The sequence below is a fragment of the Maledivibacter halophilus genome (genome assembly GCF_900167445.1).
In the GTDB taxonomy this organism is placed as follows: Bacteria; Bacillota; Clostridia; order Peptostreptococcales; family Caminicellaceae; genus Maledivibacter; species Maledivibacter halophilus.
In genome coordinates, this window is record NZ_FUZT01000003.1 from 126,079 (window position 1) to 139,108 (window position 13,030).

The 13,030-nt window shown below is 33.2% G+C and carries 11 protein-coding genes; 3 read left to right on the forward strand and 8 right to left on the reverse strand.

What is annotated here, in order from left to right:
* Positions 1-242: 242 nt before the first annotated feature.
* The 3 genes from glpK to B5X81_RS06620 form a co-directional block, all read right to left on the reverse strand.
* On the reverse strand, positions 243-1,760 hold the full coding sequence (gene glpK, locus B5X81_RS06610; RefSeq protein WP_208985003.1) for a glycerol kinase GlpK: 1,518 nt from the start codon (positions 1,758-1,760) through the stop codon (positions 243-245).
* Between the two features lie 116 nt (positions 1,761-1,876).
* Positions 1,877-2,740, reverse strand: a complete 864-nt coding sequence (locus B5X81_RS06615; RefSeq protein WP_079490368.1) for a hypothetical protein — start codon at positions 2,738-2,740, stop codon at positions 1,877-1,879.
* Between the two features lie 182 nt (positions 2,741-2,922).
* Positions 2,923-3,489, reverse strand: a complete 567-nt coding sequence (locus B5X81_RS06620) for a glycerol-3-phosphate responsive antiterminator (RefSeq protein WP_079490369.1) — start codon at positions 3,487-3,489, stop codon at positions 2,923-2,925.
* Between the two features lie 796 nt (positions 3,490-4,285).
* Between B5X81_RS06620 and B5X81_RS06625 the strand changes: the two genes are divergently transcribed.
* Genes B5X81_RS06625 through B5X81_RS06635 form a run of 3 tightly spaced genes read left to right on the forward strand, consistent with a single transcriptional unit; the run spans position 4,286 to position 7,828 of the window.
* Complete coding sequence (locus B5X81_RS06625) at positions 4,286-5,296, forward strand: TAXI family TRAP transporter solute-binding subunit (protein WP_079490371.1); 1,011 nt, start codon at positions 4,286-4,288, stop codon at positions 5,294-5,296.
* Positions 5,297-5,341: 45 nt separating this feature from the next.
* On the forward strand, positions 5,342-5,872 hold the full coding sequence (locus B5X81_RS06630) for a DUF1850 domain-containing protein (RefSeq protein ID WP_079490372.1): 531 nt from the start codon (positions 5,342-5,344) through the stop codon (positions 5,870-5,872).
* Positions 5,873-7,828, forward strand: coding sequence for a TRAP transporter permease (locus B5X81_RS06635; protein ID WP_079490374.1), 1,956 nt, complete (start codon positions 5,873-5,875; stop codon positions 7,826-7,828).
* Positions 7,829-7,986: 158 nt separating this feature from the next.
* Here the strand turns inward: B5X81_RS06635 and B5X81_RS06640 are convergent, their stop codons facing one another.
* From B5X81_RS06640 to B5X81_RS06655, 5 genes are all read right to left on the reverse strand, one after another.
* Entirely contained in the window at positions 7,987-9,438 is a 1,452-nt protein-coding gene (locus B5X81_RS06640; protein ID WP_079490375.1) for a 4Fe-4S dicluster domain-containing protein, read from the reverse strand.
* A 33-nt stretch (positions 9,439-9,471) separates the two neighbouring features.
* Positions 9,472-10,644 carry a SpoIIE family protein phosphatase gene (locus B5X81_RS06645; protein WP_079490377.1) on the reverse strand — a complete coding sequence of 391 codons (1,173 nt, stop codon included), beginning with the start codon at positions 10,642-10,644 and terminating at the stop codon, positions 9,472-9,474.
* On the reverse strand, positions 10,641-11,357 hold the full coding sequence (locus B5X81_RS28070; RefSeq protein WP_244282023.1) for a (Fe-S)-binding protein: 717 nt from the start codon (positions 11,355-11,357) through the stop codon (positions 10,641-10,643). Before B5X81_RS28070 ends, B5X81_RS06645 begins: the two co-directional genes overlap by 4 nt.
* A 72-nt stretch (positions 11,358-11,429) precedes the next feature.
* A complete protein-coding gene (locus B5X81_RS28075; protein ID WP_244282024.1) occupies positions 11,430-12,371 on the reverse strand; it encodes a [Fe-Fe] hydrogenase large subunit C-terminal domain-containing protein in 942 nt (313 codons plus the stop codon).
* Between the two features lie 2 nt (positions 12,372-12,373).
* The gene (locus B5X81_RS06655) at positions 12,374-12,619 is read right to left on the reverse strand and encodes a (2Fe-2S) ferredoxin domain-containing protein (RefSeq protein ID WP_079490378.1); all 246 of its coding nucleotides are present in this window, start codon (positions 12,617-12,619) and stop codon (positions 12,374-12,376) included.
* Between the last annotated feature and the right edge of the window lie 411 nt (positions 12,620-13,030).

A 13,030-nucleotide genomic window follows, 5' to 3' on the forward strand; every position in this document is an offset into this window, starting at 1 on the left:
AAACTCCAAATTCCACGTTTAATGCCTTAAATAACAAAGCTTTGATTTACTATTACTATAGATATGTTTCATTAAAAAAGTTTATATTCTTATGCAACAAAAAAAGCCCTACAAGCAAAACCTACTATTTATAGATTTCACTTATACGGCTCTCCAAATCTCATGCCTTTAAAATATATTATTTAATCATATAGTATCATAATAATTAATATTTGTAAATATATATGCTCTATATCGCTTTACTAATCTTCACTGCCATCATCGGCTTCTTCCCACTTACCTGCTCTTTCAACGGCTTTTTTCCATCCCTTATATTTTGTTTCTTTTGCATTTTCATCCATAGAAGGTTCAAAATGTCTATCTACCGACCATTTTTCAGATATCTCTTCCCTGCTATTCCAAAAACCTACTGCCAAGCCTGCCAAATATGCTGCTCCAAGGGCTGTAGTTTCTGCAATAACCGGTCTTTCAACGGGTACTCCAAGTATATCTGCCTGGAATTGCATTAAAAAGTTATTGGCAACTGCCCCTCCATCCACCTTAAGGGTTTGAAGATTTATGCCAGAATCTTCTTCCATGGCTTCCAGAACATCTCTTGTCTGATATGCTATGGACTCTAATGTGGCTCTAATAATATGATTTCTATTGGCACCACGGGTAAGTCCTGCTATTATACCTCGTGCATACATATCCCAGTATGGTGCGCCAAGTCCTACAAAGGCAGGGACAACATATACCCCATTGGTGTCTTTTACCTGATTTGCAAAATATTCACTGTCTTTGGCATCATCAATCAATCTTAATTCGTCACGAAGCCACTGAACAGAAGCACCTGCTACAAAAATACTTCCCTCCAGAGCATATTCAACCTTACCATCTATTCCCCATGCAATTGTAGTTAATAGGCCATTATTAGAAGGTACCATTTCTTCTCCAGTATTCATAAGCATAAAACAACCTGTTCCATATGTATTCTTCGCCATGCCCGGTTCATAACACGCCTGCCCAAATAAAGCAGCTTGCTGGTCTCCAGCTATACCTGCTATAGGTATCTTTGCTCCGCCAAATGTCTTTGGATCTGTTTCTCCATAGATTTCACTTGAAGGTCTAACCTCTGGAAGCATTGAAGCCGGTATTCCCAATTCATTAATAATTTTCTCATCCCATTTAAGTTCCTTAATATTATACAGCATAGTTCTAGAAGCATTTGTATAATCCGTTACATGGACCTTGCCCCTTGTAAGATTCCAAACCAGCCAGGTATCTATATTTCCAAACAACAATTCTCCTTTTTCTGCCCTTTCCCTTGCTCCATCAACATTATCAAGTATCCACTTAATCTTAGTACCTGAAAAATATGCATCTACCACAAGACCAGTATTCTTTCTTATATATTCTTCCAAACCTCGTTCTTTCAGCTTATCACATATATCTGCAGTTCTTCTACACTGCCAAACTATGGCATTATATATAGGTTTACCAGTATTCTTATCCCATACAACAGTAGTTTCTCTCTGATTTGTTATGCCAATAGCAGCTATTTCTTCCGGTCTTATTCCAGCAGATTCTAAAACCTCTCTAGCCACCCCACTCTGAGAACCCCATATTTCCATAGCATCATGCTCTACCCAGCCACCTTTAGGATATATTTGAGTAAACTCTTTCTGACTTGTCTTTACTATTTCTCCATCGTGATTAAAAATAATTGCCCTTGAACTTGTAGTCCCCTGATCTAACGCCAAAATATATTTTTTAATCATAATTTCATCCTCCTAATTAATTATATTATAAAAGTTTATAATCATCTGAAGCAACTATAACTTTTAAAAGCTTCTAACTATTCACTAAATTAAACAAATCTACAGAACAATAAATGTTAAAAAACAGCAAATATTATGAATGCACAAATAAATATGGCTGTGGCTGGAGGGTCTATGTGAGAGTCACAATTGCTATTAAATATCAATGCGGCTATTTCAAATAATATTGCTGATAATATCGCAAAGGCTGCGCCAATAAATATATTTCCTGTGGCAATAGCTGCCAATCCCGCAACCAGTGTAATGTGATGGGTTGCTGGAATTGAAAATCCCATTTGAGCAAACATTAGTGAAGCAGCACTAACACAAAATCCAAATGGACCAATGTTAGTAAGAATTACTACATAGGATACAACTAGACCTAAACCTAAACCTATTATAATATTCAAGCCTAATGTTTTTAAATCTGGAAAATATCTTCTTCTATTTAATTCTGATGCTGCTGCCACTTCATCATCAGCAGGTATCATTTTACCAAATAATCCTGTATTTCCAAAAACCAATCTAGCAATAATACCCGATGTCACTACTGTCATCGCAATTGTATCAGTTTGAAGAACTAATATGGTTGAATAAAGATAATTTATTCCCAAGCCCAATACCCCAAAAACGCCACCAACAATCAATATACCTGCATCCCTATATTTACTTAATGGTATTAAAGTATTCATACCGCTATCAAGAACCTTCTTTTTATTAGCCGCATAGGCGGCAGCTGCAACTCCTCCAGCAAAAGCTATATGTGGTCCAAATAATGCTCCAAAGGTAATATCATTTAATATAATCTCTGGGCCTCCAGCAGCTATAACCGCAACCCCAACAAGCCCTATAAATCCTGTAAAAATAAATGCAGGCAATGCCCCTATTACTGCTCCCAATAAACCCCCACCAAATGCAGCTAAGATTAATTCTAATGTCATATTATTTCCCCCTTTTAATATATTAGTTCTTTAGTCTCAAATCATTATCTCTCTTCATTTTACTTTAGATAATTGTAATCCCCCCAAACCTTTTTTATTTTTAAATTATATATACTACCGCCTCCTATCACCTCCAAAATTTCAGTTTATATTTCATCCAAACGATTTCCCGTTGGATAAAATTACATGCACCAAATTTCTTCTTTACTTGTAGATATTCCTACTGCACCTGATTTTAAACAGTCTATTACATCGTGTTTATCACTAATCAAACCTCCAGCTATTATAGGTGTTCTTGTCTGGTTATATATTCTATTTATAATTTTGGGCATAGTTCCAGGCATAACTTCTGCAGCGTCGGGTTTTGTAGAAGATATAGAATTGATACCTTTATCCAAAGAAAGAGAATCTAATAAGAAAAGTCTTTGTATAGCGCATATATTCATGATTTTTGCTTTTTTTATAAGATTGCTTTTGGTAGTAATAATGCCATCGGGATTCATTTTTTCACTGATATATTTTAACGCAATCCTATCCTTTGAAAATCCTTCAATTAAGTCAATATGAATATAAATATCCATGTGAGCCTTTTTAACTCTATCAATAACTCCTTTTAAATTGTAGATATCTCCAGTCAGTAAAAAAATAATCTCACTAGGTGATTGAATAGCTAAATTAAGCTTTTCTAAATTGTTAACTGCAGCTATAATTGGATTTTGTTCTAACTTATGAAAAAGCTTTTTTTTCATTTTATCCACTCCTATAATCTACATAACAACACAATTGTTTCACTATAGTTCACACTTATTCTAAATTAATTTTCTTAAATACTGAAATTTGTTGCAAAGCTTTTGATTTTACAAATAAGAAAAAGCCACACAAAATTAACCTAATTTATATAGGTAAATTTGCGTGGCTCTCACCATCTCCTGCCTCAATATTTGATTATATATATATTGTACAACACTAATTATTATCAGTCAATACTTAATTTTCCAAATTATTTAAATATTCTAGTTATAAAATTGAAAATTTATAATTTTCTAATATTTTTTCTGTAGTTTTCAGTAGTTTTTAGTAGTTATTAATATAATATTAAATTATCAAAATTTTTTCAACAATAACTTTGCTTTAATTAAAACGAACCTTTATCTGAATTTTTGAAAATATGAATTTTTATTATTGACTCTTTCAATTTGTTACTTTATAATTGTAATAAATTGTTAATAAAATTTAATATATCTCTATCCGCTCTATTAACTGCTGTTATGCAGCCCATGACAGCTTAACTAATGGAACCCGGTATAATATATCCACATAATTTTTATCATTTTAGATAAATAATTTTATAGTGCAAGAATATATTTTGAATTATTATTGATCTAAAATTGCATTTTTATTGTTTTGCTTTTACCATCCTTAACTTTTATGTGGACTAAATTTATATGGGGTTTTTATTATTTTGGTAAATTATAGTTTTAAAGCCTTTTATTTTCATTATTGAAGATAAAGGATTTAAAATAAAAATTTGAGGGGGAATAATTAATGAGGAAAACTTTATCTATCTTTCTTATGATGATACTTGTAGTATCATTAGTATTAACCGGCTGTGGTGGGTCAACAACCCAGGAAACCGGCGAAAGTACTGGAGAACAATCTCAAAGCTCCGGTGGAAATCTTGAACTTGCATTTGCAACAGGTGGTACTTCTGGTACATATTATCCATTAGGTGGAGCTATGGCTAATGTATGGAATAATAATATTGAAGGAGTTAACGTTACAATTCAGCCTGCAGGAGCTTCTGTAGAAAACATTAACAGAGTTGCTTCCGGTGAAGTAGATTTGGTTCTTGCTATGAATAATATAGCAGATGATGCTTTTAATGGTACTGGTGAAAGCTTTAGTAAACCTCTTACAAACTTTAAGGCAGTGGGAGTTGTATATCCGGAGGTTATGCACATTATAACCACCCAAGATACAGATGTTAAATCAGTGGCTGACTTAAAGGGTAAAGCAATTAACCCTGGTCCTCCAGGAAGTGGTACCTATGTAACTGCAATGAAGATTTTAGAAGCCTATGGCATTGGTCCAAAGGATTATACTTCAAAACCCGGCAGCTTTTCTGATGCCGTTGCAGGTCTAAAGGATGGTAATATAGACGCAGCTTTTGCAGTTGTTTCATTCCCAGCATCTGCAGTTACAGAAGTTGCAACTACTAATCCTGTAAGAGTTATTTCTATAGATGGAGCTGAATTTGATAAAGTTAAAGAACTGATTCCATTCGCTTCCAAATTCACTATTACTGGTGGAGAATATAATGGTCAGGACGAAGATGCCACAACTGTAACTCTTCAGGCTGTACTTTATGTTAAAGAAGATCTACCAGAAGATTTGGTTTATAACATTACAAAAGTAATGTATGAAAATACAGATTCAATAGCCGAAGGACATGCCAGGGGTAAACAAATTAAGCTAGAAAACGCTTTAAACGGTATAACTACACCTATTCATCCTGGAGCACAAAAATACTATGACGAAAAAGGATTAAATAAATAGTAGATAGGCCGGGATAGCTTACCTATCTCGGCCTTTTATAATATTATGAAAACATCTAAATTCTTAAAAATATCTGTTGTCATTATTACCATTATATTGATAATCTCAATACTTTCATTATACAAAGTTACCTTGCTCCAGGTTTATATTGCAGATAAAGGCTTGGATTTCAATAAAATTTTACTCCAATTTCCGGCAAAACCCCAGGATAAATTCTCTGTTAAATGGACACATTCCGTTAGTCTGAGGCCTGTTATTGAAACTTATAAAATCGAAGATGATTTAAGTATTTCTATATATGAAATGATTTTTGACTCCTTTAGTGCTAATTTACCATCTAGTCCAAATCGTGATGAAATATGGGAATATAATGATGATTATATTCGAGTTTATAATTATGATATTATATTTGATTCAGTCCCTGTAGTCATAGGAAAAATTGTGGCAAATCATACATTATTTTTTAAAGATAAAGTTATCCCCCTTAAAGATATTTATAAGCCCGGGGGATATGTAAAAATTAGAGCTAGAAAGAAAAGCTTGATTAAATATTTTTTTGAGGAGGCATTTTATTAAATGAGTGTAAATAATATAAAGCCAACACTTGATGAGAAAAAACAGCAAGAACTCATGGCTAAATACGATAGAGAATTTACCTTTAGACAATTAACGGGAATCTTAGGGAAATTTGTATTTATTATAGCTGTTATTTGGAGTTTATGGCAAATCTATACATCTTCATTAGGATTGAAACCTCCCACAATACAGCGTGGTGTTCATGTGGGTTTTGCCTTAGTTCTAATATACTTACTCTATCCATTAAGGAAAAATGATAGATCGAATAAAGTTAAATGGTATGATTTTATTCTATTAGCTGCATCTATTGGTGTAGTGGCATATCACGTAGTAAATTTCGAAACTTTATTATTCCGGGCCGGTGCTTATACTAAAACCGATATGATAGTTTCTATAATAGCTGTAATCTTAGTTATAGAAGCAACAAGGAGAGTGGCAGGTCCAGTACTTATAACTGTTTCAGGTGTTTTCTTACTCTATGCCTTCTTTGGGAATTATGTACCAGGATATTTCTCCCATGGAGGATACAGCTTACATAGAATTGCAACCTATGCATGGATAAGTACAGAATCTATACTTGGTATTCCAATGATGGTATCATCAACCTTTATCTTCTTATTCCTATTATTTGCAACATACCTTAAAATGACAGGAATAGGTGATTGGTTAACGGATTTAGCCCTTGCCATTGCTGGACATTCTACCGGAGGTCCTGCAAAGGCTGCAATTGTTGCAAGTGCAACTCAGGGAACAATATCCGGAAGCTCCGTTGCCAATACCGTTGGTACCGGATCAGTTACAATTCCTCTTATGAAAAGCATTGGTTATAGATCTGAATTTGCTGGAGCAGTTGAAGCTGCCGCATCAACTGGAGGTCAATTGATGCCACCGGTTATGGGGGCTGCCGCATTTATAATGACGGAATTTACTGAATTACCCTATGTTACAATAGCATTGGGAGCTGCAATTCCAGCACTCCTCTATTTTACCGGTATATTTATAATGGTTCATCTAGAAGCTAAGAAAAATGGTTTAGAAGGGCTACCAAAATCTAAACTTCCTAAGGTTAAAGAATTATTAAAGAAAAAATGGTTCCTTGGACTTCCAATAATCGTGATCGTTTACCTCCTGGTAAAGGGCTATACTCCAATGCGTGCGGCTTTAGGAGGAATTGGATCATCCTTGATTATAGGATTTATAAATGGATATATAGATAAAAATCGAACCTTCGGATTAAAAGAAGTTATTAAGGGCTTGGATGAAGGTGCAAGAAGTGCTCTTCCTGTGGTTATGGCCTGTGCAAGTGCAGGTATAATAGTTGGAGTTGTTACTTTAACTGGACTTGGAATAAAACTCTCCCATGGTATTGTATTACTTTCTGGAGGGAAAGTTTACCTTACTATGTTTTTAACTATGATTGCTTCAATAATTTTAGGAATGGGAATGCCTACAACAGCTAACTATATAGTTCAAGCAACCATTGCAGCCCCAGCTCTAATTAAAATTGGAGTTCCTGTATTAGCTGCCCACCTTTTTGTATTTTATTTTGGCATAGTGGCAGATATAACTCCACCAGTTGCTTTAGCTGCTTTTGCCGGTTCAGGAATAGCTGGATCAAACCCCTTTAAAACTGGAGTAGAAGCTTCAAAATTAGCCTTTGCAGCATATCTTGTTCCATATATTTTTGCAACCTCTCCCGTTTTAGTTTTAGTTAATGCTACACCATTAAGAGTAACTTTCGCTTTGATAACAGCGCTAATTGGAATGTTTGGTATTGCTGGAGGAGTTAGCGGATACTTCTTGATGCCTTCTAAAGCTTGGGAAAGGCTTGTACTTTTTGGTTCTGGTCTAATGTTAGTTAATCCAGATATTAAAACCAGTGGAATAGGTTTTATATTACTAGCTGCAATTTATATATTTCAACGTTCAAAAAAGAAAAAAGCTGTTAAAGCGTAAAAAAGCATCTTAAGACACTTTTTTAGCTGCAAGTTCCATGTTCCAAGATTCCGGTCATTCTTTGAAGCTTTAAAAAAACAAAAGAAAGAGACCAGAGAACTTAGAACTTTAAACTTAAGGCTTAGAACTAACAAAAGTGCCCAGCGGGCACTTTTGTCCTATCTATCAAGATTTAATTTATCTATATTTAAGACTCTTATAGAATCCTTTATTTTCTTTTCTATGGCCAATTTTCCATACTTATCTACTTCATTGCGATCCTTTGGACCATGGTGTACAGAAGCTGCGCCCCCTATACATCCTCCTTTACATGCCATACCTTCAATAAAATTCCCTTTAAGTCTATTTACTTTAGCCATATTTAAGGCTTTTTTGCATTCTAACAATCCATCACATACAACAGGATTAAACTCTGTATCTATTCTTTCTTCTTCTATAACATGTTTAATAGCCTCAGTCAAGCCTCCACTTCTAGCAAAAATTCTACCGAAGAAGGAAGCATTATCTAAAAGATCTTCATTACATTTTTTAAGGTCAATTTCTGCCGCATCTAGCATAGCAGTTAACTCTTCAAAGGTAATTACATAATCTGTACTTCCCTTAATGCCCTCTCTATTAATTTCCCCTTTTTTTGCAGTACAAGGACCAATAAATACTACCTTTGCATCTTTGTCAATATTCTTTATCAATCTTGAAACTGCTATCATAGGAGAAACGCTGCCAGATATATTTTCTTTAAGTTCAGGATAATTTTTTTCTATATATGAAACAAAAGCAGGACAGCAAGAGCTTGTTATTACTCCTTTTTTATCTATCTCTTTACTGAATTCTTCTGTCTCATGGGACGCTACAATATCTGCCCCCAAGGCCACCTCAACAACATCATGAAAGCCTAAAAGCTTTATTCCATTTACCAGCTGTCTAATATTCACATGTGTAAATTGAGATGAAATTGCAGGAGCAATAGCAGCATATACATTAAAATCATTTTGTTTTGATTCTTTTAAAAGATTTATGACATCAACAACATAGGATTTATCTACAATAGCTCCAAAAGGACATTTGTATACACACGCCCCACATTGTATACACTTTTCATTATCAATAACAGCCTTTTTATCCTTATCTATAGATATGGCATTTACCTCACATGCCTTTCTACAAGGTCTCATTACATCGGAAATGGCATTATAGGGACAAACATTTTTACACTTCCCACATTCTATACATTTATTTGTATCAATATAAGCTTTATTATCTACATAATAAATAGCTCCAACAGGACAAGCTTCATGACACCATTTAGCTAAACATCCTCTACATGCTTCTGTAACTGTATAACGACTTATTGAACACTCATCACAGGCTATTTCCAAAACCTCTATATTGTTCTCATTATCCTTATTCCCGCCTCTTGCTATCTTTACTCGTTCTTCAATTATTGCTCTTTCCTTATATACACAGCATCTAGTTCTTGGTTTAGGGCCAGGACTTATTTTTTCAGGTATTGTATTATATTTTTCTTCAAGTGTTTCTTCCATTGCTAATTTAGAGACTTCTTTTAATACTTCATATTTTATTACTTGAACATCATTTTCGAATTTTCTCATATTTATTCACTCCCAGCTTAAGGATTATGAAAACTAAACATATGTTAAATTAACTGTTTTCCCTAGCTTCTTCATTATTTTAATTAATTGTTCAACCACTTTTAGCTTAATACTTAGATCAATAGGTAAATCTGGATTTTGATGGGCTGGATTAACAGCCTTCCCAACCCAAAAATTTATATGGGTACATTCTTCTACAAGCATTTTTGCAAGTAAAGATGCAGCGTCCCTTTTTGTAGGGTTGTATACTGTATACCCGTCCGATGTGGAATCGCTGAAAGATTTTATTTTTTCTACAGTCTTACTTAAAGTCAATACTCCTTCTGTTACTAAATCAATACCCTTTATTGAAGCTGTTGGAGGAACATCTTTATCAATATATTCTAAGTTTGTAATCAGCTCTTCATTTAGCTCCCTTGAAGCAATTTTAGCTGCAGTTCCTCCACAAACTATTTTCTTGCCTTCACTTCTCATAAGCTCCTCAATTACATATTTATCTTTATTTGGGTCTTTAGGAGGTCCTGTGAATATATTTATAATCTCAGGCTTTCTTATTTTTATTGCTGCTACTGTGGTATCATCTCCTGGTTTGTTAACATACAAATTCTTACACGCATTAACCAATCCCTTTGAAATGTTTTTAGCACTTTTCATATCCTTAGATAAACGCTCCAGATACTCTGCCACATTTTCCCACTGCCATCCTAAATTTAATACTCCTCCTACACCAGCATGAATGACTCCATCGCTTACGCTAGCTAAAACATCTCCTTTTTTAAGCATAAATTCACTTTCTTTTATTAACTTGCCATTTATAACTTTATCAATCTTTTTTATATCTAAAATTTTATTGTCTCTAATAAAAAAAACCGGAGGATTATCACATTCTACAATATATACCTTTCCATCGTTATACACCTTAATTATTGTGAAGGTAGAATAGGCCAATTTCCTAACCTTGCATACAGGTAAAGTCTGTATTATTGTATCAACTGTTTCGTCTAGGGTAGACCCTTCCTTAAGCATTGTGGCAGCAATCTTCGATGTTAAAGTAGCCAATATATTTGCCTTAACTCCACTGCCTAAGCCATCGGCTAAAACAATTATCACACTATCATCTGTATAAACTACTTCAACCTTATCTCCACAAAGCTCTTCACCATATTTATTCAAACTGTCATATGAAATATCTATAAATAGATTCATGTGATATCACCATCTTCAGCTAATGCTATTTTTTTAAGCCTCGTAAGTGTAGCTTTAGTTTCGGCTGTTGTCTCTCCCAGTAAGCTGGCTATTTCCTGGGCTACCCTCATTTGCTTATCAATAACATTTTGAGCAGCGTCTGCAGCATTTTTCTTTACCTTTATTAGTTCTTTATTTTGTTTTTCTTCTTTAGTTATATTAGACATTATAACTAATAAAACTTCCTGATCCTTCAAATATAAAATATTTTGAAGTAATACAACATTGTAATCAGAATAAACAATTTTTTTAGCAAAAATATTTTCCTTCTCCATTAATACATCGCAAAAATCACTATCATCAATTATCATAGATATTGGTTTTCCCTTTATATCACGGGCACCGATTTTAAATATTCTTTCAGCTGATGGATTAAATTCAAGTACCTTCAATTCCTTATTCAATAGAAAGATTACATTTGGACTATATTCAAAAATTACATTAGTAAGGCTCTCGGATTTATTTCTCATATATGGTAAACATATTTTACTGTCTGCCTTTCCTTCAAATATAGCTTGAGCCTTTTCACGGCAGGTATCATAGCCACAAGTACCACAATTTAGCTCATCTTCCTCACTGTACTTACCCATTTCCTTTAAGATAGTTTCTATTTTTTCTTCATCGGCTATAACTCGTTTAATACTCTTATCAACAAATATTTTTTTAAAATTCATATCTTCTGGCAGTTCCATGAGCTTATCTTGGGTTATATTTCCTTTTTTCCTTACATAATCCTTTACTTTTTTCTATCTGGCATAATATGATATTGGATTTCTTGTTGTTCCGGGACCTGCTATGCAGCCGCCCTTACAAATATTAAGCTCTAAGCAAACATTGCTCAATTCTCCTTTCTGAACACTCTCTAATACATCCTTGCATTCATCAATACCAGTTACACTAATGAGCTCATATGGAATTTCATCACTATCACTATCGAACATATTTTTTATTATATTTCCTGATAGAGGAAATCCGCTGCCTGTTTTAAAGGATTTTCTTTCAAAGAAGCTACTTTCTAATTTTTTAAGATCTATTTCTTCTTCCTCTAGCCACTGGGATATTTCATCAAAGGTCAACACTGCATCTACATCTGTCTCATGTTGAAAATCTATAGATTCAACCTTTTTACTTATACAGGGGCCAATAAATACTACAAATGTATCCCTGCCATATATTTTTTTAATAATTTTACCATGGCCAATCATCGGTGACACTAAAGGAATCATATACTCTATCATATCTGGATAATACTTTTCTATTAATAAATTTGCCGAATAACAGGATGTAGTAATTATATTTTTCTTATTATGTTCTTGTATATATTCCCTATACAACTCCTCAATAACTTCAGCACCTATTGCAGTTTCCTCTATAATACCAAAGCCAAGTTTTTTTAATCCTGTTACCAATTGACCTTCCTCCAACATATCAAAATTTCCAGCGAAGGATGGTGCTAAACTCACAACAATTTTTTTACCTTCATCTATAGCTGACTGAACTAATTTCAAATCACTTTCAAATTTAATTGCACCCTGTGGACATGATTTTAGACAAGTGCCACAGTATATACAGGTTTCATTTACCATCTCAGCTTCTTCATTCTTTACTTTTATAGACTTTATAGAACAGTTTCTAAAACATTTATAACAATTCTTACAGTTTGCATCGGATATACTTAGAAGGCTCAATTTTATAACCTCCCGGCAATATATTTGTTAAAAAAACTATCTACTTCATTTTCTTTGACAGAAATCACTTCTCCATTATCAATTTTCACAGAAACCCCTTTTGTGCAGTGCCCTAGACAAAAAGCAGCTTTTATTTCAATCTTATCTCCCAAATGTTTTTCTTCTATTATTTTTTTTAGATTAGCTATAACATTGTATGCACCCTTTAAATGACACGCACTTCCAATACACACATTTACTTCTATCATTTATATCACAACCTTTTTAATAAATATTTATTTTTATGGGAATTTAAAATAAAGGCTCTGATTTATAAATGAAATAAACTCCCATAAATCCTAAGCATTTGTATATTTATAATCAAGTTCTATTATATCTGATTCTACGTACAGTATACACTCTTGTTATTTATTTATCAATATGTATTTGTTAAAAACTTATTATTTTATTTTCCTTCAATTATTCTAATTTTTGGTATTTTGCAATTATTGAAATTATTTGATATAGAATATTAATTCTAACTTTTTAAATAAATATTCCTTAAATATGAAGCCAACAAATATTGTTAATATATTAACAATATTTGTTGGCTTTTATATTTCTGATTTTCCATTTTTATAATCTCTATACCCATGTAAAAAACTAATTCATACTTAAAA